At 29.8% G+C, this 22,110-nt stretch carries 22 protein-coding genes and 1 CRISPR repeat array; of the genes, 15 read left to right on the top strand and 7 right to left on the bottom strand.

Going from position 1 to position 22,110, the window contains the following annotated elements; genetic code table 11:
- Nucleotides 1-7: 7 nt before the first annotated feature.
- The 8 genes from dapB to KMP69_RS00710 all read left to right on the top strand — a co-directional run bounded on the left by dapB (nucleotide 8) and on the right by KMP69_RS00710 (nucleotide 6,873).
- Complete coding sequence (gene dapB / locus KMP69_RS00675) at nucleotides 8-832, top strand: 4-hydroxy-tetrahydrodipicolinate reductase (RefSeq protein ID WP_214400066.1); 825 nt, start codon at nucleotides 8-10, stop codon at nucleotides 830-832.
- 155 nt (nucleotides 833-987) lie between these two features.
- Nucleotides 988-2,121, top strand: coding sequence for a phosphate ABC transporter substrate-binding protein PstS (pstS, locus tag KMP69_RS00680; protein WP_214400067.1), 1,134 nt, complete (start codon nucleotides 988-990; stop codon nucleotides 2,119-2,121).
- A 206-nt stretch (nucleotides 2,122-2,327) separates the two neighbouring features.
- Nucleotides 2,328-3,266: a phosphate ABC transporter permease subunit PstC gene (pstC, locus tag KMP69_RS00685; protein WP_214400068.1), complete on the top strand. Its 939-nt coding sequence runs from the start codon at nucleotides 2,328-2,330 to the stop codon at nucleotides 3,264-3,266.
- Nucleotides 3,253-4,110 (top strand): phosphate ABC transporter permease PstA, encoded by an 858-nt coding sequence (gene pstA, locus KMP69_RS00690; RefSeq protein WP_214400069.1) that lies wholly within the window; start codon nucleotides 3,253-3,255, stop codon nucleotides 4,108-4,110. Before pstC ends, pstA begins: the two co-directional genes overlap by 14 nt.
- A gap of 31 nt (nucleotides 4,111-4,141) precedes the next feature.
- Nucleotides 4,142-4,900 (top strand): phosphate ABC transporter ATP-binding protein PstB, encoded by a 759-nt coding sequence (gene pstB, locus KMP69_RS00695; RefSeq protein ID WP_214400070.1) that lies wholly within the window; start codon nucleotides 4,142-4,144, stop codon nucleotides 4,898-4,900.
- Between the two features lie 30 nt (nucleotides 4,901-4,930).
- Nucleotides 4,931-5,608, top strand: coding sequence for a phosphate signaling complex protein PhoU (gene phoU, locus KMP69_RS00700; RefSeq protein ID WP_214400071.1), 678 nt, complete (start codon nucleotides 4,931-4,933; stop codon nucleotides 5,606-5,608).
- A 178-nt stretch (nucleotides 5,609-5,786) separates the two neighbouring features.
- A complete protein-coding gene (locus KMP69_RS00705) occupies nucleotides 5,787-5,975 on the top strand; it encodes a CopG family transcriptional regulator (protein WP_214400072.1) in 189 nt (62 codons plus the stop codon).
- Nucleotides 5,953-6,873 carry a DNA-methyltransferase gene (locus KMP69_RS00710; protein WP_250543604.1) on the top strand — a complete coding sequence of 307 codons (921 nt, stop codon included), beginning with the start codon at nucleotides 5,953-5,955 and terminating at the stop codon, nucleotides 6,871-6,873. Before KMP69_RS00705 ends, KMP69_RS00710 begins: the two co-directional genes overlap by 23 nt.
- Here KMP69_RS00710 and KMP69_RS00715 read toward each other — a convergent pair.
- Nucleotides 6,852-7,457: an MjaI family restriction endonuclease gene (locus tag KMP69_RS00715; RefSeq protein WP_214400074.1), complete on the bottom strand. Its 606-nt coding sequence runs from the start codon at nucleotides 7,455-7,457 to the stop codon at nucleotides 6,852-6,854. The genes KMP69_RS00710 and KMP69_RS00715 overlap by 22 nt on opposite strands.
- 91 nt (nucleotides 7,458-7,548) lie before the next feature.
- Between KMP69_RS00715 and KMP69_RS00720 the strand changes: the two genes are divergently transcribed.
- Entirely contained in the window at nucleotides 7,549-8,415 is an 867-nt protein-coding gene (locus tag KMP69_RS00720; RefSeq protein ID WP_214400075.1) for a coenzyme F420-0:L-glutamate ligase, read from the top strand.
- 577 nt (nucleotides 8,416-8,992) lie between these two features.
- Nucleotides 8,993-9,878: a CRISPR direct-repeat array (repeat unit 32 nt; unit sequence GTTTCCATCCCCTTAGGGGTCTGATTTTAGAC).
- A gap of 656 nt (nucleotides 9,879-10,534) precedes the next feature.
- On the opposite strand, the gene ilvD is transcribed toward KMP69_RS00720, so the two are convergent.
- The 3 genes from ilvD to thrC all read right to left on the bottom strand — a co-directional run bounded on the left by ilvD (nucleotide 10,535) and on the right by thrC (nucleotide 14,095).
- Entirely contained in the window at nucleotides 10,535-12,193 is a 1,659-nt protein-coding gene (gene ilvD / locus KMP69_RS00725) for a dihydroxy-acid dehydratase (protein ID WP_214400076.1), read from the bottom strand.
- Between the two features lie 109 nt (nucleotides 12,194-12,302).
- Nucleotides 12,303-12,809: an Isopropylmalate/citramalate isomerase small subunit gene (leuD, locus tag KMP69_RS00730; RefSeq protein ID WP_214400077.1), complete on the bottom strand. Its 507-nt coding sequence runs from the start codon at nucleotides 12,807-12,809 to the stop codon at nucleotides 12,303-12,305.
- 68 nt (nucleotides 12,810-12,877) lie between these two features.
- Nucleotides 12,878-14,095 carry a threonine synthase gene (gene thrC / locus KMP69_RS00735; RefSeq protein ID WP_214400078.1) on the bottom strand — a complete coding sequence of 406 codons (1,218 nt, stop codon included), beginning with the start codon at nucleotides 14,093-14,095 and terminating at the stop codon, nucleotides 12,878-12,880.
- Nucleotides 14,096-14,242: 147 nt separating this feature from the next.
- Here thrC and KMP69_RS00740 point away from each other — a divergent pair, with 147 nt between their 5' ends.
- The 5 genes from KMP69_RS00740 to KMP69_RS00760 all read left to right on the top strand — a co-directional run bounded on the left by KMP69_RS00740 (nucleotide 14,243) and on the right by KMP69_RS00760 (nucleotide 17,743).
- Complete coding sequence (locus KMP69_RS00740) at nucleotides 14,243-14,998, top strand: sugar phosphate isomerase/epimerase family protein (protein WP_214400079.1); 756 nt, start codon at nucleotides 14,243-14,245, stop codon at nucleotides 14,996-14,998.
- Nucleotides 14,999-15,003: 5 nt separating this feature from the next.
- The gene (locus KMP69_RS00745) at nucleotides 15,004-15,774 is read left to right on the top strand and encodes an adenosylcobinamide amidohydrolase (RefSeq protein WP_214400080.1); all 771 of its coding nucleotides are present in this window, start codon (nucleotides 15,004-15,006) and stop codon (nucleotides 15,772-15,774) included.
- Nucleotides 15,775-15,815: 41 nt separating this feature from the next.
- Nucleotides 15,816-16,022, top strand: a complete 207-nt coding sequence (locus KMP69_RS00750; protein ID WP_214400704.1) for a 4Fe-4S dicluster domain-containing protein — start codon at nucleotides 15,816-15,818, stop codon at nucleotides 16,020-16,022.
- 126 nt (nucleotides 16,023-16,148) lie between these two features.
- Nucleotides 16,149-16,955, top strand: coding sequence for a GTP cyclohydrolase III (locus KMP69_RS00755; RefSeq protein WP_214400705.1), 807 nt, complete (start codon nucleotides 16,149-16,151; stop codon nucleotides 16,953-16,955).
- Nucleotides 16,956-16,963: 8 nt separating this feature from the next.
- Nucleotides 16,964-17,743: an MJ0144 family RNA dihydrouridine synthase-like protein gene (locus tag KMP69_RS00760; RefSeq protein ID WP_214400081.1), complete on the top strand. Its 780-nt coding sequence runs from the start codon at nucleotides 16,964-16,966 to the stop codon at nucleotides 17,741-17,743.
- Here the strand turns inward: KMP69_RS00760 and hemA are convergent.
- Genes hemA through KMP69_RS00775 form a run of 3 tightly spaced genes read right to left on the bottom strand, consistent with a single transcriptional unit; the run spans nucleotide 17,733 to nucleotide 21,019 of the window.
- Entirely contained in the window at nucleotides 17,733-18,899 is a 1,167-nt protein-coding gene (gene hemA / locus KMP69_RS00765; RefSeq protein WP_214400082.1) for a glutamyl-tRNA reductase, read from the bottom strand. The two genes, KMP69_RS00760 and hemA, sit on opposite strands and share 11 nt — an antisense overlap.
- Entirely contained in the window at nucleotides 18,874-19,515 is a 642-nt protein-coding gene (locus tag KMP69_RS00770; protein WP_214400083.1) for a precorrin-2 dehydrogenase/sirohydrochlorin ferrochelatase family protein, read from the bottom strand. The genes hemA and KMP69_RS00770 overlap by 26 nt, the downstream gene beginning before the upstream one ends.
- 1 nt (nucleotide 19,516) lies before the next feature.
- Nucleotides 19,517-21,019, bottom strand: coding sequence for a B12-binding domain-containing radical SAM protein (locus tag KMP69_RS00775; protein ID WP_214400084.1), 1,503 nt, complete (start codon nucleotides 21,017-21,019; stop codon nucleotides 19,517-19,519).
- Nucleotides 21,020-21,242: 223 nt separating this feature from the next.
- Between KMP69_RS00775 and cofF the strand changes: the two genes are divergently transcribed.
- Nucleotides 21,243-22,109, top strand: coding sequence for a coenzyme gamma-F420-2:alpha-L-glutamate ligase (gene cofF / locus KMP69_RS00780; protein WP_214400085.1), 867 nt, complete (start codon nucleotides 21,243-21,245; stop codon nucleotides 22,107-22,109).
- The last annotated feature ends 1 nt before the right edge of the window (nucleotide 22,110 follow it).

Consider the following 22,110-nt stretch of genomic DNA (forward strand, 5'->3'; position numbering starts at 1 on the left):
GATAAAAATGATTAAAGTGGCTGTTACAGGAGCATTGGGTAGAATGGGAAGTAATATAATTAAAACAATAACTCAACAAGAAGATATGAAAGTAGTTGCGGCATTTGAAATTCCAAATCATCCAAAAAAGGGAGAAGATGTAGGTGAATTAATTGGCATAGGAAAAATAAATGTTCCATTATCAACATCTGATGAACTAAATGAAGTTTTAAAATCTACAAAGCCAGATGTTTTAGTTGATTTTACCATAGCAGATGCATGTGTAGAAAATGTTAAAATAGCGGCTAAAAATGGAGTTAATTTAGTTATAGGAACTACAGGATTTACTGAAGAGCAAAAAATGGAAATAGAAAAAGCAATAAAAGAGAATAAAGTAGCGGCAGTAATTTCACAAAACTTTGCAATTGGTGTAAATATATTCTTCAAAACCTTAGAATTTTTGGCAAAAAAACTTGGAGATTATGATATAGAAATAATTGAAATGCATCATAGATACAAAAAAGACGCTCCTTCAGGAACTGCCTTGAGAGCGGCTGAAATTATAAAAGAAAATAGGGGAAGAGACAGTATTTTTGTTTTTGGTAGAAAAGGATTAACTGGTGAAAGAAAGAAGGAGGAGATTGGAATTCACGCAGTGAGAGGAGGAGATGTTGTTGGAGATCATACAGTTATATTTGCTGGAGATGGAGAGAGAATTGAAATTACTCATAGGGCAAGTAGTAGGCAGGCGTTTGTTAATGGAGTTGTATTATCTATAAGATTTATTAAAGATAAAAAGGAAGGAATCTATAATACATTCGATGTCTTAGGTTTGAATGAGATTAAATTTTAAGTAAGATTTATTTTTTATTATTATTTTTTATTTTTATATAGTTAGTTCATAAAATATGAATTTTAATTCCAAATAGAAAACTTTATATAGGTATATTATGCAATATTAGATACTGTAAATGTATAAAGTATGGGTTATAAATAAATGGTGAGATTGTGAAAAAAATATTGGCTTTAATATTAGGAATCTGTTTAATACTCCCAATAGTTTCATTGGCAGGTTGTGTAGGAGATAACTCTCAGAATAGTCAAACTCCTTCAAATTCAAAAACTATTATAATAAGAACTACAGGAGCAACATTTCCAAAGTATCAGATACAAAAATGGATTGAAGATTATCAAAAAACCCACCCTAATGTAAAAATAGAATATGAGGGTGGAGGATCAGGTTACGGACAAGAAACATTTTTAAAGGGATTAACTGATATTGGAAGGACTGATCCTCCAGTTAAAGAGGCAATGTGGAAAAAGTTCTTAGGAACGGGAGATCAACCGTTGCAATTCCCTGAAATCGTAGGGGCTGTTGTTGTTGCCTATAATATTCCAGAACTTAAAAATACAACATTAAAGTTAAGTAATAATGCGTTAGCAGATATATACTTAGGTAAAATAAAATACTGGGATGATCCTGAAATTAAAGAATGTAATCCAAAAATTGCTGATAAATTACCTCACAAAGAAATAATTGTCATTCACAGAAGTGACGCCAGTGGAACAACTGCAATATTTACAACATACTTAAGTTTAATAAGCAAAGAGTGGGCAGATAAAGTTGGGGCTGGAAAAACAGTTAATTGGCCTGTTGATCAGATGGGAAGAGGAGCTGCAGGGAAAGGAAATCCAGGAGTAGTGGCTATACTAAAGAACACGCCATACTCAATAACATACACTGAATTGTCATATGCAATCGAAGAAAAACTTCAAACTGCTGAATTACAAAATAAAAATGGAAAATATGTTAAAGCAAATGAAACTACAATAAAGGCAGCTGTTGAAGGTGTTAAAGCATACATTCCAAATCCAACAGAGGGTTATAAAGAAGATTTAAAACAACTGTTAAACGCTCCGGGAGATAATGCTTATCCAATAGTAGCATTTACCCACTTGTTAGTTTGGGAAAATAAAAATGGTAAGCACTACAGTAAAGAGAAGGCAAAGGCAATTAAGGATTTCTTAACATGGGTATTAACAGAAGGGCAGAAGCCAGAACATTTAGCTCCTGGTTATGTAGGATTACCTGAAAGTGTAGCAAAAATTGGTTTAGACGCTGTAAATAGAATAAAGGAGTAAGATTTTTTAAATTCTATAATTTTTCTATTTTTTGTTTATTTTTTAGAAAAATTTAAAAACTTAGTCACAATCTATTTTAACATAACGAAAATTTAAAAATAAAATTTAATAATTAAGCAATCAATAAAAAATAATTAAGTATTGAAAGATAATAAAATTTAAGATTATTAAAAAATAAAAAAATTACCATAATGAGGATGAAAACTATGGATATATCCAAACTATTAAAAAAAATAGATGGATTTAAAATAATAACCTCACCAGCAATAATAATAGTTTTCATACTCTTTGCGCTAATGGTAGGATTCTATTTCTATAATGCATTGCCTGCCATTGAAAAGTATGGAATAAATTTATTTATCCAAAATATATGGCAGGCTGCTGAAGAACCAGCAAAGGAAGTTTATGGATTAGCCGCACCAATTTGGGGAAGTATTTACACTGCCACAATTGCTATTTTAATAGCACTTCCTTTATCTATTGGTTATGCAATATTCGTAAATGACTATGCTCCAAAGCCTTTAAAGTTTCCTCTAATTATTATCTCAGACATAATGGCTGGATTACCCACAATAATTTATGGTATTTGGGGAGCATTTATATTGGTTCCTCTTTTAAGAGATCATGTAATGAAGTTTTTGTATGAGCATTTTTCATTTATTCCTTTATTTGACTATCCTCCGCTCTCTGGATACTGTTATTTATCTGCTGGAATACTCCTTGGGATTATGGTTGTTCCTTTTGCATCTGCAATAATAAGAGAGGCTTATGCAATGATTCCTTCTGTATATAGGGAAGGATTGGTTGCTTTGGGAGCTACAAGATATGAAACTACAAAAGTTTTAATTAGATTTATAAAGCCTGCAATAATATCTGGCTTTATATTAGCATTTGGTAGAGCTCTTGGAGAAACCGTTGCTGTCTCATTGGTTATTGGAAATTCATTTAACTTAACTTATAAGTTATTTGCTCCTGGATATACAATATCATCCCTTATAGCAAACCAGTTTGGAAATGCTGTGTTATATGAATATATGACTTCAGTCCTATATTCTGCTGGGCTCGTTTTATTTGTAATTGGTTTGATTGTGAATATTATAGGGCTTTATTATTTGAAGAGGTGGAGAGAAAATGTTTCCCACTAAAAATAACAATTTTCATAAAAAAATTAGGACTATTAAAGATTATATCTTTTTAATAGTTGTTGGTGCTTTAACTTTTATAGCTATACTGCCTCTATTTCATATAATTGTATCAATTGTAATAAAGGGATTACCTGTTATAATGGAAAAAGGAGCAACATTTATATTTGGAACTTTAAGTGAAGGAGGAATAGGACCGGCAATAGTGGGAACATTGATGCTAACATTTTTAGCAACTCTTATAGGATTACCTTTAGCATTTTTGGCTGGAGTGTATATTTATGAATTTTCAAATAGTTTTATAGGTAGAACTACTAAAATGTTATTACAGATAATGTTAGAATTCCCAACTATATTAGTGGGTACATTTGTTATGGGATTGTTGGTTGTTCCTATGGGAACATTTTCCGCCCTTGCAGGAGCATTAGCTCTTGCAATAATATTAACTCCTTATGTTGCTGTATATACAGAAGAGGCTATGTCAGAAATTCCAAAAATATATAAAGAGGGAGGTTATGCTTTAGGTTGCACAAGGGCACAAGTTATATTTAAAATTATTACAAAAATGGCTAAAAAAGGAATTTTAACAGGAATATTAATAGGTATGGCAAAGGTTTCTGGGGAAACTGCTCCTCTGTTATTTACAGCTGGTGGATTGTATGAAGTTTATCCTACAAATCCACTTCAACCAATTGGAGCTATTCCTCTCTTAATATATACATTGGTGCAAAGTCCTTCTCCCGAAGATCATAAAATGGCTTGGGGAGCGGCGTTAGTTATGCTCATTATCTTCTTAGCAATATTCATTCCAATAAGATATGCTTTAAAGGATGACATAAAACTCTAACTCAATAAATAAAAATATAGATAGTGAGATTATGGAAAAAGTAAAGATAGAAACTAAAAATCTAAGTTTGTGGTATGGTGAAAAACAGGCATTGTTTGATATAAATCTTCCAATTTATGAAAAGAGAATTACTGCTTTAATTGGACCGAGTGGATGTGGTAAATCTACATTTTTAAGATGTCTAAATAGGTTAAATGATTTAATTGATGGAGTAAAAATAGAGGGAGAGGTTTTATTAGATGGAAAAAATATTTACGATGAAGATGTTGATGTTGTTGAACTAAGGAAGAGGGTAGGAATGGTTTTTCAAAAGCCAAACCCATTTCCAATGAGTATTTATGACAATGTCGCCTTTGGTCCAAGAATTCATGGAATTAAAGATAAGAAAAAATTAGATGAAATCGTAGAATGGGCTTTAAAGAAAGCCGCTCTTTGGGATGAGGTTAAAGATAACTTAAATAAATCTGCCTTAAAATTGTCAGGAGGTCAGCAACAGAGGTTGTGCATTGCGAGAGCTATAGCGGTAAAGCCAGAAGTTATATTATTAGATGAGCCAACCTCTGCATTAGATCCAATATCAACATTAAAAATAGAGGAGTTAATGGTTGAATTATCTAAAGATTATACTATTGTTGTTGTTACTCACAATATGCAACAGGCAAGTAGGATTTCTGACTATACCGCATTTTTCTTAATGGGAAAACTAATTGAATTTGGAAAGACAGAGGATATATTCTTAAATCCTAAGAGGAAAGAGACAGAAGATTATATTAGTGGTAGATTTGGTTAAAGCTTTTAAATTTTTAAAGGAGGGTTAAAAATGGTAAAAAAATTCGAAATGATATTAAAGGAAATAGAAAATGATTTAATGAAAATGGCAAATATGTGTATTGAACAAATTGAAAACTCTATAAAGGCATTTACAGAAGGAGATAGAGAATTAGCTAAAATAGTTAGAAAGAAAGATGATGAAATAGATTTAATGGAGATTGAAATAGAAGATAAATGTATTAAGGCAATTGCTTTATATCAACCAGTATCTGGAGATTTGAGGGAGTTGATAACTGCTATTAAAATATCTTCAAAATTGGAGAAAATTGGAGACAATGCCTCAAAAATTTGTAAATTATTGTTAAAATCTAAAATAGAAGGTAGTAGAAAGAATGAATTATTGATAGTAATGAAAGACTATTTAATTACTATGTTAAAGAATGCAATGATTTCGTTTAAAAATAGAGATGAAGATTTAGCGAGAGAAGTTTATGAAATGGATAAAAGATTGGATGATTTATATGAACAGTTATATAGGAGTATGATTAGCAAAATCTTAGAGGATCCTAAAAATCTAACCTTAGCAACAGAAATAATATTTGCGGCAAAATACTTGGAAAGAAGTGGGAATATTGTTGCTTCAATTGGGGATAGAGTAGTTTATATGATTACTGGGGAAAGAATAAAAGAAGAAGAATTAGAAGAAAGAATTGAAGAAAAAGAATAATAATCTTTTTTTATTAATTTAATTTTATTAATTTAATCTTTTTTTATTAAAGTTTTAAAGTTTTTATAAATGTAAGGTGTTATTGCAACAATTATGGTAAAAATATTTTAAATTTCCTTAAATCTTGCTTAGAAAGTTTTAAATATTTTGTGTTTTATATGTGTTATTGGTGTGTATCATGAGTAAGAGAATTCAGGTCACATTTACAAAAGAACAGTGGAGTATGATAGAAAAATTTCGTGGAATATTGGGAGAAAGTGACGCTGAATTAATTCGTAATATTGTGTTAATTTGGTTATCTGAAAAATCTATAATAACTACAAAAATAAAAAAAGAGATGGATGATGAAAATGGAAATAGAAACTAATCATAAAATAATCTTTGGAGATTCAAGGAAAATGGATGAAATTGATGATGAAAGTGTCCATTTAGTTGTGACCTCTCCTCCATACCCTATGATTGAAATGTGGGATGATTTATTTAAATCTTTGAACCCAAAAATAGAGAAAATATGGGAAAATATAGAAAATGAAGAAGATGAAGAAAAAAAAGAAAAAAATATTATAAAAATATATAATTTAATGCATGAAACTTTGTTACCTACTTGGGAAGAGATTTATAGAGTATTAGTTCCTGGAGGAATAGTTTGTATAAATATAGGTGATGCAACAAGAAAAGTTAATGGTATTTTTAGGTTGTTTCCAAATCATTCTAAGATAATAGAACACTTTGAGAAAATTGGATTCGTAACTCTTCCTTATATACTATGGAAAAAACCTACAAATAAGCCAAATGCTTTTTTAGGTTCAGGATTTTTGCCTCCTAATGCCTATGTAACACTTGATGTTGAATTTATATTAATATTCAGAAAAGGAAAGCCAAGAAAATTTAAACCCAAAGACCCATTAAGATATGCAAGTGCATACACAAAAGAAGAGAGAGACAAATGGTTTAGCCAAATATGGGAAGATATAAGGGGAGATAAACAAATACATCCAAAAATAGAAAGACGAACAGCATCATATCCAGAAGAAATTCCAAGGAGATTAATTAGAATGTTTTCTATAATAGGAGACACAGTTTTAGACCCATTCTTAGGAACAGGAACTACAACAAAAGTAGCAATTGAATTAAAAAGAAATTCGATTGGTTATGAAATTGATGAAAACTTAAAGCCAATAATTGAAGAAAAAATAGGTATAAAACAAAAAAGAATTGGGATAGATTTTAATGTGGAATTTCTTTATCGTAGTAAATCAGAGTAATCAATTTCTATTTCATTCTTTTTCTTTTGATAGATTATGATTTTTCCTTTAAGTTCTTCCTTGAGATGTTTTTCCTGAAGATAAGAAGATGGTTTTATCGAGACCGGAATATCTCCAATATAACCATCAATACCTTTACTTTCTTCATCTGGTGTTGATAATCTATAAGATTTTCCCATTTCTTCAGCGACCTTTTTCAAAATAGCTTCTTGAAGGTTGAGTCCCATAAATGTCTTAACTAAAATTAAGTCCTCGACCCATTTTCTTATGGTTTTTTCATCAAGTTCATTTAGAACTTTTTTGAAATCATTTATTTTTTCCATAATCTTTTTAGTGGCTTCATCAATAGCGTTTGGATATTTTGATAAGTACCATTTTTTCCAATCTTCAAATGTTTTGCCTCCATTTGCTTTAAATTCTTTCATTAGTTCAGACATTTGTCCAACATTTTTTGGTCTTGTAGCTTGGGAATATATATTGGCAAGATTTATTAATTGGGAAGCATATTTTGGAAATTCTGGATTAGGGAGGGAAAGTAAATCTCTAACTTCATCATATTTTAATTTAGTTTTACCTTTCTGCATTATATCACAACACAATAAAATTTATTTTATGTTTTAGTGTTTAATTTATGACTTGTAAATAAATAATTTTTTATTGTTTTGTTGTGATAGCATGAGAGCATATCCTATTAAAACAAGATACATAAGAAAAGGAGAAAATTTTATCCCAATTGTTATTGAAGCAATAAAAAATAGTAGAATTAAATTAGAGGATGGAGACTTTGTTGTATTAAGTGAGAAGATGGTTTCTACATCAGAAGGAAATTTTATTGATGAAAGTAAATTTACTCCAGGAATATTAGCTTATTTTTGTTATTATTGGTCAAAATATGTTTGGGGCTATGTTCTTGGGAAACTTTTGAAAGTTAAAGAGGATAAAATAAAAAATTTAAGGAAATTGCCAAAAGAAGAAACTTTAAAACATAAGCAGGCAATTATAGAAACTGTGGGATTACTATATGCTTTAAAACCTTATGCTGAGGGTGGAGTAGATTTAACTAATGTTCCTGGAACTTATGCCTGCCCTTTACCAAAAAATCCAAAAAAATGGGCTGAAAAATTGTATAAGGAGATAAAAAAAGAGTTAGGAGTTGATGTAGTAGTTATGATATCTGACACTGATGCAACATATAAAGTTTTAAATTTTTACATTACTGCATTGCCTTATGCTATTGATGGAATAATAAGTGGAGTAGGTGTTTTTGGTTTTATTCTTGGAAGATTAGCAGATGTTTTAAAGATTGGAGGATTTGCTGGATGCACACCATTGGCTGTATATGGAGATTATAAAAAATATACAATTGGAGAGCTTGTAAGGATAGCGTATATTTGCGATAGAGTTCATAAAACTATAAAAAACATTAATGAAGTTTTTGAAAAATATAACACTTATATTATAACAGAGGATATACTAAAAAAATTAGAGCATACTCCAGTTGTGGTTGTTAAAATGAAAGAAGAATATAAGCCAGTAAAATAAGAAATAAAAATTAAACTCATAAAATTTTAAATTTTATTCATAAAAATTAATACTCAATCTAGGAATTTTTTCGACTTTAGTAATAATTATTAACAAAGAAAATTTATTTTTTATTATTTTATAATAAAATTTTATAAGTTTTTAGTATTTTAATAATAATTTTTTAATATTTTTTGTTATTTTTTATTACTTAGAGTGGAATTTTCCCGAGACTTGTTATTACTTTTGAAAAATATATAAATTAATAAATATATGAATTTAATTAAAAATAAAATTTCTATCTTTTAAACCCATAAGTAATTTTATTCATATCAATTATACCACTTTATTTCCATCCCCTTAGGGGTCTGAGTTTTAAACCCATAGGGGGCTCTGCCCCCTATTAGTATACCCCCGAATATTTGCCTTTTTGTTTAATTTTAGATATCCCGAACCATAGGGCTCCGCCCTATTGGGATACCCGGGATGCATTGCTTCGCTAACGCTCAGCAATGCATCTTAAATTAAAATCATTTTCCCTTAGGGGTCTGATTTTAGACTACACAGTTTCAGGACATATTGACAAAATAAAACTAACCTTTCCATCCCCTTAGGGGTCTGATTTTAGGCATTTAAACTTCATTTTCCCTCACCTTTGCCCTTGTTGTTTCCATCCCCTTAGGGGTCTGATTTTAGACCGTAACTAACTTATCAAACCAAAACTTAAAGATTTATTGTTTCCATCCCCTTAGGGGTCTGATTTTAGACTTATGAAAACGGGATAACATATCTGAACAATACTTAGTTTCCATCCCCCTAGGGGTCTGATTTTAGACTGAGCATAATGTAAAAATCGAAGAAATTAAAAATAACTTAGAAGAATGTTTCCATCCCCTTAGGGGTCTGATTTTAGACGCTGGATATGATATGGAGACGTTAGAAATTGTCGATGTTTCCATCCCCTTAGGGGTCTGATTTTAGACATATATAAATTCATTAATATATTCGGATAATAAAAAAAGTTTCCATCCCCTTAGGGGTCTGATTTTAGACAAGTTATAAAAGAAGTTAGAGAGATTAAAAAAGAGGTGTTTCCATCCCCTTAGAGGTCTGATTTTAGACTTTTATTTTACAATTTTTTTAGGGGGGCATTATGTTTTTGTTTCCATCCCCTTAGGGGTCTGATTTTAGACCAAGCAGGCGACACTTCAACGAGTTCGTGTAAACTTAGTTTCCATCCCCTTAGGGGTCTGATTTTAGACAGAAATAAGAAAAATCATAAGAGAAAGTATAAAAGAAGCATTAGAAGGTTTCCATCCCCTTAGGGGTCTGATTTTAGACGAAAGCATAAAGAGAATTCCAAAAGGAATTTGGGAATTTTTGTTTCCATCCCCTTAGGGGTCTGATTTTAGACATTTTTCTTTTTAGTTTCTACATATCCATATCTTTTTAGTTTCCATCCCCTTAGGGGTCTGATTTTAGACAGGGCATAATTTTTTGAGATTAAGGACTAAAATTACTTTATTATGCTTCTTTGTTGGGGGGTTATAGTTTGGAGGGTCAGTAACCCTTGTTATTTATATACCTCCGAACTTATATATAAACTTTTCTATTTTTATTTATTAGTTTAAAAATTCTTTAAATTTTTATTATTAACTTATTTATCGGGGAAAATTGAAGATAAAAATAAATTACTAAAATCTCCTAAAAATCTCAATAATTTAATAAAACCAAATACTCAAATTAATCAAAATAGAAGACCCTTCGAAATTTGATAAAATCTTTTAAAATTTAAAAATTTCAAATTAAATCCCTCCAAATCAAAAAATAAAAATTTTTAGCGAGGGAAAATATCTAAATGGAACTGCTATTAAATCGAAGATGTGGTTTCTTTAAACCCCGATTGCCAGCCGATGAACTTAGGAGGCTGGAAGGTTCTTCGCTACAATTTCTTCCAGTAGCGGAGAACCAGAACGGTCTGTCTCCGTTCAGCCTGGAAGTCCAATGAACTTATGGCAGAGAGATTGGCATTCTCGATGAAATTTCCATAGATATCGGTTTATATAAATTAAGTTGTTAAATGCTATAATATGCTATGGAAATGGAAAACAGTCTCCGTTACTATTCGTTCTGTATATGTTTAGTATCTCAATACAGCTCCTTCATCAGCTGATGTTACAAGTTTAGCATATCTTGCCAAGTAACCTTTTTTAACTTTTGGTTCAGGTTTTTTCCATTTAGCTAATCTTTCTTTTATCTCATCTTTATCCAAATCTAAATCTAATTTTTTGTTTATCATATCTATTTTAATTATATCTCCATCTTTAACTATCGCTATTGGTCCTCCAGCCATAGCTTCTGGTGAAACATGCCCAATACAGGGCCCTCTACTACCTCCACTGAATCTACCATCTGTAATTAATGCTACTGAATCATCTAAACCCATTCCACATATTGCTGAAGTTGGAGCTAACATTTCTCTCATCCCAGGCCCTCCTGCAGGACCTTCATATCTAATAACTACAACATCTCCTCTTTCTATCTCTCCATTTAATATTGCATCAACAGCCTCTTCCTCACTATCAAATACTCTTGCAGGCCCTTCATGTTTATACATCTTTGGATTTACAGCACCTATTTTAACCACTGCTCCATTTGGTGCCAAACTACCTTTTAATATCCTTAAACCAGCTGTTTCATGGACTGGATTGTCAATTGGTCTTATAACATTATAATCAATATATTTAACTTCATTAATTATCTCTCCAAGGGTCTTTCCACTAACTGTTAGACAGTTTTTCCTTATTTTCTCTTCTAAAACCTTTAATACTGCAGGAATGCCTCCTGCTCTATGTAAATCAATCATAAAGTGTTCTCCACCAGGTCTTAAAGATGCAATATGTGGCACTTCGTCAGACAACATATCAAAGTCATCCAACGTTATAAATTTTGGCTTTATTTCATTTGCTATTGCTGGGATATGTAAGGTTGTGTTTGTTGAACCTCCTAAAGCTAAATCAACTAATATTGCATTTTCAAATGCCTCTTTAGTTAATATCTTATCTGGAGTTATATTATTTCTAACTAAATCAACTATTCTCATCCCGCTTCTCTTAGCTATTCTTATCTTTTCTGCTGTTGTTGCATGAGCTGTTGCGCAATAAGGAAGAGACAAACCCATAGCTTCAGTTAAACAAGCCATTGTATTTGCTGTAAATAAACCCGCACAACTTCCAGCCCCTGGACAGGCAATATCTTCAATTTCTTTAAGTTCTTCCTCTGTAATTTTCCCAGCAGCACAAGCTCCAACCCCTTCAAATACACTAATTAAATCATATTTTTTCCCTCTCAACTCTCCAGGAAACATTGGACCTCCAGTAACAACTATAAATGGTAATCCAGTTCTTATAGCTCCCATTATCATTCCAGGAACTATTTTATCACAACTTGGTATTAAAACTAAGCCGTCAAATCCATGGGCTTTTGCCATACTCTCTACAGTGTCAGCAATAATCTCTCTTGAAGGTAAAGAATACTTCATCCCCTCATGACCCATAGCTATTCCATCACATATTGCCATTGTGTTGAATTCAAAGGCAGTTCCTCCATTTGCATATATTCCTTTTTTTACAGCTTCAGCAATGTCTCTTAAATGTACATGTCCTGGAACTACTTCAGTAAAGCTATTAACAACTCCAATAAAAGGTTTTTCTAATTCTTCATCCGTGTATCCACAAGCCTTTAACAAACTTCTATTTGGAGCTCTTTTTAGCCCTTTTTTTACTCTATCACTTATCATTTTATCCACCTTTAAAAAAACTTAAATGCTAAGCTTAATGCTATTAATGAAATTTAAAAACTAATTTAAAAAGAAAAAATAATTTTGTTGAACTTTTATCCATTATTATTTAACCTTCTACTTTCATCTTCTTCTTTAAATATGGCATTAATCCACCTGCCTCTAAGATTTCCATCATAAATTCTGGAAGTTTGTTTCCTTGTAGAACTTCTCCAGTAGTTAAGTTTTTGATCTCCCCAGTTTTTAAATTAACCTCTAAAATATCTCCTTCATTAACTTTCTCTGAAATTCCTTTACATTCAATTACAGACAAACCTACATTAATAGCATTTCTATAAAATATTCTTGCAAAACTTTCAGCAATAACACAGCTAATTCCAGCCCCTTTTAATCCTAATGGTGCATGCTCTCTACTTGAACCACAACCAAAGTTCTTTCCTCCAACAATTATATCTCCAGGTTTAACTTTTTTTGGAAAGTCAGGATCAGCCCCTGTCATAACAAACTGTGCTAACTCCTCTGGCTTAGTATAAACTAAGTATCTTGCTGGCAATATAGCATCTGTATCTATGTTATCTCCAAACTTCCAAACTCTTCCTTTTATTATCTTTTCCATTATTCTCACCTATATATTTTTAAAAATAAAAAAGATTCGAAGTATAATAAATACTTTTATGATATATATTATAATTCCTTCAATAATTTCTTTAAAATTTCCACGTCACATTCAATTTTTATTGGCTCTTCACTCGCTCTTATAGCAGCATCTGGGTCTTTCAATCCATGTCCTGTTGTTATACAAACAATTCTTTCATCTCTATCAATAATCCCTTCTTCTAACAACTTCTTAAGTCCAGCTATTGAAGAGGCTGAAGCTGGTTCAACAAAAATTCCTTCTCTCCTTGCTAATAATTTTTGTGCCTCTACAATCTCTTCATCAGTAACTGCCTCAGCATAGCCATTTGATGAATATATAGCATCTAATGCTTTTGGAGCATTTACTGGATTTCCAATTCTTATAGCAGTAGCAATTGTCTCTGGATTTTTGTATGGAACTATATCCTTTGCCCCTTTTCTAAATGCTTCAACAATTGGCTTAGCTCCTTCAGCTTGAATACCTGTCATTTTTGGAAGTTTGTCAATAATTCCAGTCATCTCAAACTCTTTAAATCCTTTCCATATTGCTGAAATATTTCCAGCATTTCCCACTGGAACAATAACTCTATCTGGAACTTGCCAATTTAGTTGGTCGCAAATCTCAAATGCAATTGTTTTTTGTCCCTCCAATCTAAATGGATTTATTGAATTTAATAAATAAATTAATTTTTCTTTTGCTAACTGTTTAACCATATCTAAGGCATCGTCAAAGTTTCCTTTAATTTGTATAACTTTAGCTCCATAAAACATAGCCTGAGCTAATTTACCTAATGCCACTTTCCCCTCTGGTAATAAAACTATGCATTTTTTTCCACATCTTGCTGAATATGCAGCTAAAGATGCTGATGTGTTTCCTGTTGATGCACAACCAACAACTTCAACTCCTAACTCATTAGCTCTTGTTACCCCAACAGTCATCCCTCTATCTTTAAAACTTCCTGTAGGATTAGCCCCCTCATTCTTTACATAGAGTTCTTTAACTCCAAGCTCTTTCTCTAAGTTTTTACATCTATATAGGGGAGTCCCTCCTTCACATAAACTTACAATTTTACTTTCATCTTTTACTGGTAAGTATTCTAAATACCTCCAAACACCAATTTCCCTTTCTCTAAATTTTTCTTTTGAAACTTTATCCTTTATCTCTTCATAATCATAAACAATTTCTAACAATCCACCACACTCACAAGTATAAACTATTTCATCCACATCGTAAGTTTTTCCACACTTAATGCATCTTTGTATCATTATTACTCACCTCGTATAATTAAGATGATGTATTTCAGAAGATTATTTATATAGTTATTTATTGAATATTTGAAGTATTAATTAAAGTAATGTTTAATTTAAGATTAACTTAAATTTAATTTTTGTAAAAGTATAGAGAGGGAGAATGTGAAGATTGGAGTTTCGACTTGTATATTTTTAGATACTGATAAAAATTTAGAGAAATCCTTAAATATCTTAGAGAAAAAGGTTAAGTATGTTGAATTAGGTTGCGATGGAAATTTAAATATAATGTCAGATAAAAATATCGAAATAACAAAATCTTATAATTTAAGATATACTTTACACTGTCCTATAACAGATCTAAATATATCATCATATAGAGAAAAAATAAGAAAAGTTAGTTTAGAGTTTGTTATAGATATTTTAAAGTGTGCAATAGATATTAACGCTAAATTAATCGTTTTACATCCTGGATATTCTGTTTTTAAAAGTGACTACAATAAATCTTTATCATCTTTAATAAAAAGTTTAAAGGAATTAAATAAAATTCAAGAAGAGTATGGGATACAGATAACTATTGAAAATATGCCCTCTTATGATATGTTTATGTTTAGACATCCAGAAAAATCAATTATAGAAAATTTAGATGAGTTAAAAATAACTTTTGATATAGGTCACTCTTTTTTAAATAATAATATCCAAAATTTTTTAGAGCTGTCTGATTTAATTGCTCATATTCATATCCACGACAATAATGGAGAGTTTGACGAACATCTATGTATTGGAAAAGGAAAAATCAACTTTAATGATTTTAAGAAAGATTTAAAAAGAATTAACGCCATAAAAATGATTGAATTACAAAAGAAAAGTTTAAATGATTTAGATATATGCATACAAAATTTAAAAGAACTTTTAAAGTGATGTATATGGAGATAGAAAATGTATTGTCAATGGATGATTGGAGAGCATATAAAGTTCCCCATAATGTGGAAGTTGATGGTTTAGTAGAAAAAACAAAAACCTTAATAATTGAATTTGAAAATAAAAGAAGAGTTTTATCTACAAGAGAAGGATTTAAGATAGTAAAATATGTTGGAAATCATTCAATTCCAGAGGTTTTTTGGGATAAAGTTCATCACTATAAAGATTATGAAAGTAAAATTTTAAAAACTATTGGAATAAAAAAGGATGAGATAGCGTTATTATCAACTGGAGCTAATATGGATAATTTAGCAGTTGCAAAAGAAGAGTTTGATGAGTTTTATGTAATTGCCTTTACCACTGCTGGGGCAAAATATAACGCAATTAGATTGGGAGATGAAGAGGCAGATTATATAGAAAAAGATTTTAAAACATACAAAATAGTAGATGGTAAGATAGTTCCAAAAGAAAATATAGGGACAGTTAATATTATTTTAATAACCAATGCTAATCTAACAGATGGAGCTATGGCAAGGGCAATAATAACCATTACAGAGGCAAAAACTAATGCATTCCAAGAATTGAATGTTAGGAGTACCAAACATCCTGAATTATTAGCCACAGGAACAGGAACTGACAATATAATTGTTGTTAAAGGTTTTGGAAGAGGAGTAGATTATACTGGAGGACATACAAAGATGGGAGAGATGATAGCAAAAGCCGTTAAAAAGAGTGTTATTGAAGCTTTAATAAAACAGGATAATATTAAAATTTAATTTAAAATTTAAAGAAAACTTGATGGAGGGTAAAAATGAAGGTGGATATAAAGATAAACGAAGATTTTTGTAAAGGTTGTGAGATTTGTATTGTAGTATGTCCAAAAAAAGTTTATGAGAAGTCAAAAAAATTAAATAAAAGAGGTGTCTATCCACCAATCCCTGTAAATGCTGATAAATGCACATTATGTAACTTATGTATATTACAGTGTCCAGATCAGGCAATATCTATTGATGTGCAAAAATAACAAAAATATTCTTATAGATTTTTATTTATAAATTTATCAATTACAATTTAACAATTAGAAAAGGTTATAATTAAGTTACAGACTTAAATTTCTATTATCACCAAATATATTATGTGAGATGAGATGATGATTCAAATAACTGTTATTCAGATAGACAATTACGGACCTTGGACAGTTACTCCAAATCCAAGGAGAGAAAGTGACTTACAGGCATTACAGAGTAGATTGTATGCTGATTTAAATCTTATGTTTGGAGCACATAAAGGACTTGTATTTTATACAAGATTTGACAACTTAATTGCTATAACAAATGGAATTGATTTAATTACTCATAAAAGAATTCAAGAGAGTATAAGGAATAGGTATCCTTTTACTGTTAGTATGGCTATAGCTTCGGCAGAAACACCCTATGAGGCACAAAAATTGGCAACAGAAACATTACAAGAGTATGGAAGTGCTCAGGACGAGAATAGAAAAGAGGTTTTAGATGTAGCCAATGAGTTAGTTGTTGATGGATACGTTCAAATAGCCCATATTGACATAAACAACATTACTGGGACCTTTACAGACATCGTTAGTGCTTATGACACTTATATAAATGTAAATAAGGTTAAATTATATCTTATGGAGGAACTATTAAAACATAAGGCTTTACTGTTTTTTATAGGTGGAGACAACTTTATGGCTCCATCAAATGGTATGGATGAAGAGGATTTCCTAAAAATTTTTGATAAAATTAAAAATAAATACAATATTGAATTAAAGGCAGGAATTGGAATTGGAAAAACTGCTGAGGATGCTTCAAACTTGGCTGATATTGGATTAGAAAAGATAAGAATGAAGTTAGTAAATAAAAATATATGCGTTTTAAGACAAGAAGATATTATAGAACAAAATTTATCAACTAAAAAGTTATGCGAATTACAAAGGTGAATATTACAATGAAAAAAATTGATAAACTACTTAAATTAAATAAAAAAGTTGTTTTAGCTCCAATGGCTGGAATTACTGATGGAGATTTTTGTATGCAATTTAAGGGTTTGTTTGGTATTGTGACAATTGGAGGATATAATTTAGATTCCTTAACTTATGAGGCAAGTATAAAAATGGAAAAAAGAGGAAGAAAAGAATTTGTAATAGATTTGGATGAATTTAATGATTATATTATAAATGAAATAAAAAAGGCAAGAAATAGTAATTCATTAGTGTCAGTTAATGTTAGATTTGTCAATATAGACGAAGCATATGATAGATTATTAACTATCTCAAAATATGCTGATATTATAGAATTAAATTGCCATTGTAGGCAGAAGGAGATAACTTCATTAGGAATTGGGCAGGAGTTAATGAAAAACAAATCTCTTTTAAAAGAATTTTTATATAGAATGAATAATTTAAATAAACCAATATTTTTAAAAATCAGATTAAATTATATTTCTTTAAGCAAATTAATAGAAAATTTAGACTATGTTAGAGACTATTTTGATGGATTACACATTGACTGTTTTTATCCAGGAAATCCTTATGCAGATTTAAACTCATTAAAAATCTTATCAGAGAATTTTAAAGATAAAATAATTATTGGAAACAATTCTGTTGATTCACTAAATAAAGCCTTGGAGATGCTAAAATATTCTGACTTTGTATCTGTTGCAAGATGTGTATTAAAGGGAAATATTGAATGGATAAAAGAGTTAAATAAAATTAATTTCAGTTATTAACATTTTTTAAATGCTTTGCTAACTTTTCAAAAATTTCTTCATCTTCAATGTTTTCAAATATTTTTATTACGTCGTAAATTATCTTTTTGCACATAGCCTTTGAAAAGTTATCTAAGACTTCCTCAACAGGCTTATTTTTATTTTTTAGTATTTTTAAAGCCTTCTCTACCTCTCTTTTTCTCATATTTTCAATATACTGCCCAAATTCTTGTATTACTTTTTCAAATTTCATTTTGTCGAGAATTTCCTTTAAATTTCTTAGTTCTTCCTCAATAATTAACTCTACCTTTGGAATCTCATCCTTTCTCTTTTTTAGATTTTCCTCTGCCACCAATCTTAAATCATCTATTGTAAATAAAAATATATCTGGTAGTTCTCTGATGTCATCTGTTGTATCTCTTGGATTCGCTATATCAATAATAACTGTCTTTCCAGCGTTTTTTAATCTTTCTTTATTCAAAATTGGATGAGGAGCCCCAGTGGCAGAGATGACAATATCAGCATATCTCAAAGCCTCCTCCAATTTATCAAAATTTATGGCAATTCCTCCAAGTTCTTTAGCTAATTTTTCAGCCTTTTCATAAGTTCTATTTGCTACAATTATAGCTTTAATATTTTTCTCTTTTAACGCCTTAATAACTAAAGTAGCCATTTCTCCAGCTCCTATTAATAGAACATTTTTTCCCTCTAAACCAAAGATTTTTTCAGCCAACTCAACAGCCGCAGAACCTATTGAAACTCCTCCCTTATTTATGTTTGTTTCTACTCTTGCCCTTTGCCCAGTATGAATCGCCTTTAAAATTATCTTCTCTAATTTTTTTGATATTTTTCCTTTCTCTTTTGCCTTTAAATATGCATTTTTCAACTGTCCTAATATTTGGTCTTCTCCCACAATCATTGACTCTAAGCCACAGGCTACTCTAAAAATATGCTCTATTGCTTCATCTCCATATAGAATGTCAAATTTTTTTAAATCAATATTTTCAATTCCTTTAATTTCATCTAAACTGTCAGCGTCAAAAATTAATTCTACCCTATTACAGGTTTGTAAAAGTATAGCGTTGTCAAACATCTTATAAAATTCCTCTTCATCAAATCTAAGTTTTTCTAACTCAGAGACATTGTATTTTTTATAATCTGCCTTTAATATTATCATTTTTCTCCCGTTCCCACTTTTTTATTAAATTTTTTAGTTCTTCTCTAAATCTTTCATCTTCAAAAATCATTTTTAATATTTTTTTTCTATCCTTTTGATTTGGATAATTTTCTTTTAAAAATTCTCTAATATTTGCTATTAAATCAATATCTTTTGATTTTAAATAATTTTCAACGAAAATTCTTATATTTTTTGCAATTAGAGGGCTTTTTCCTTTTGTGTATATGCTAAATATTACTTCATCCACTTCTGTGTATGCAGGAATTATAAAATTAACTCCTTCAACATTTGTTGAAGAATTTACGAACTTATTTAACTCCTTAGAAATTTTAACTATTCTTTTATTAATTTCATCGTTTATAGCAGAGACAATAAAGTCATAATTACTTATAATGTTTTTTAGATCATCATCACTTAATTTATTAATATCTATTTTAATTAACTTCAAGTTTTTATTATTTTCTTTTAACTTTAAAATTTCTTCATCAAATTCCTTAGAATAAATATCAACAATGCCCCCATTTTTTAATATTTTTTTTGCTCTCCGTTTTCCAACTTCTCCACAACCAAATATAGCAATTTTTTTACCTTCGAAAGATAACAAAACAGGAAGCAACTTAATCCCCCCACAATATCCCTTCTAAATATTTTTTATAAGCTTTAATTATTTTAACTTTTTTTATTTTTCCAATATATTGAGATCCATTTTTAACAACAACCATTAATCCACTATCTGGGAGATAGCCAATAGCGTCATTTTTGTTTTTAAAGTGCCTTTCTGATATTATAACCTCCAAAATTTTTCCAATATATTTTTTCTTTATCTCTAAGTTTATTTTGTTGGCAGTTTCTTTAATTAATAATGAATACTTTGAAATGTTCGGCTTAAAATTCTGAAATGCAGACATTGGGAGTGGTCTAAACTTATAGACAGTTATTTTATCAATGTAATTTTTAATTTTGTGCATAAAATTAATTGTATTCTTTACAGTTCTTTCATTCTCTCCCGGTAGTCCGTAAATAAAATAAACTTGTGCCTTTAAATTATATTTTTTTGCCAATTTTACAGCTTTTAAAACATCGTTTGGAGTAGATGGCCTTCCTAATAATTTACAATGTTCTTCATCTCCACTCTCACAGCCAATATATATTGAAGTTTTTAGATACTTACTGAATATTTTTGCCACTCTTTCATTAAACAAATTTGCCTTTACATTCTCAACTAATATATTTGCCTTATACTTATTAGCCAATTCTTTGCATTTAGATAACAATGACTCAATTGCCTCATAATTTGGTTCTGGATAGTATGGATTTATTAACTTTTCTTCTCTCTGATAATCTAAAAAATCTGGAGCAGATAAAACTATCTTTTTTACACCTTCTTTTAATAACTCTTCTATCTCTATTAAGATAGCATCTTCATCTCTACTCCTTGCATAACCAAAAACTGATGGGACAGAGCAGAAGCCACAACCTGGATTTATATTTAAAGGACATTTTAATGTTCCATTTTTACATAAATTACACTTTTTATTGGTGCATAGTAATAGAGGTCTTTTAAAATTACTACAACCTCTAACAACTTCCACATATACTCTTGCAGAAAAATAGTTTTTGTAATCTTTAATCTCAGTTGATGGCGTTATTAGCTTTAAATCAGTTAAAATTTCTCTTAGTGGATTTATTTTTAGTTCATCACTATCATAATCCCAGTATGTAGTTCCTTTAACTCCTTCAGCATTGAAATCTTTTTTTATCAGTTCTCTTATAGTAATCTCTCCCTCTCCTACTATGCTAATATCTCCCTCTATTTTTTCTAAAAGATATAAATCATTAGCTATTGGACCTCCAATAATTATTTTACTGTCAGTTTTTAACTTAAGTTTTTCAACTAACCTTTTAACACATTTAAAATCTGATGTCATTGCACTGATAAAAATTACATCGTATTTTTTAGTTTCATTAATGTTTAAATCTTCTATTGGTATAATTTTGGCGTTAATACCTTCATTTTGTAAAATTCCTTTAACAGTTCTTGGTCCCGCCCCTATGACATCTCTCGCTAAAACTCTTTTTCCGTCTGTAGAGGCTAAACAGTCAATAATTAACGATTTCATTATCTCACTATGTTATTAATTTTTCTAAAGTAAAAATTAAATAATCAAAACAATGCAATGAACCATAAATGAGGTTATTGTTAAAAAATTATCTAAAATTATCTTATTATTCCTTATATTTGGACGTCACATAAAGTATAAACAACCATAAAATTTTTATAGATATTATTATACTACAATCTACATTCTTTATTAAGCCTATTTTATTTTTAAGGAGATGTTTATGGTAAAGATAACAATCATATCTCCAGAAGGAAAGAGTTGTAGCGTTTGGAACTTAAAAAATGAAATTGAAAAATTGGGTTATAAGGCGGAAATATTTTTACTTTCTCATCCTGAAGCATTAATGAGTTATGATTTTAAATTGGATTGTGATTTAATTCATTCAAGATGTGGAATTGGATGTTATTTTGACAGATTAACTCTTTACTCATGGCAATTTATAAATGCCTTAGAAATTGAAGGTTATAAATTTGTTAATTCTCTCAAAACTATTTATTTAACTTCAGATAAATTTAAAAGTATTAAATTACTTGCAAAAAATAAAATACCTACTCCAAAAACAGCATTAATTAGAGATTACGAAGATGCTGTAAGATTTATAAAAAAATACAATTTAAGTTTTCCAGTAGTTATAAAAGATTCATTTTCAAAGTGCGGTTTAAGAGTATTTATAGCAAGAAATTTTGATGAGTTAAAAAATCTTACAAAAAATGCTATATGGGAAGGTAAATTAATACAAGAATTTATTAACTTTAAAGAAGGAGATTTATATAAAGACATGAGAATATTAGTTGTTGATGGAGAAGTTGTAGGGGGATATAGGAGGGTTAGCAGAGATTTTAGAACTAATATTTACTTAGGAAACTATGTTGAAGAATTAAAAATAGATGAAGAACTCGAAGAATTAGCATTGAAATGTGCTGAATTGTCAGGGGCTATAATATTAGGAGTAGATATTCTACCAACTAAAGAAGATTATTATGTTATTGAATTAAACTCTGCTCCTGGAACTAAAGGTTTTAAATATTTAGGAATAAATGCAGATAAAAAAATAGCTGAGGCATTAGTGAGATATGCTAAACAATAAG

Origin of the sequence: Methanocaldococcus lauensis, from assembly GCF_902827225.1 — an archaeon.
In the GTDB taxonomy this organism is placed as follows: domain Archaea; phylum AGJL01; class Methanococci; order Methanococcales; family Methanocaldococcaceae; genus Methanocaldococcus; species Methanocaldococcus lauensis.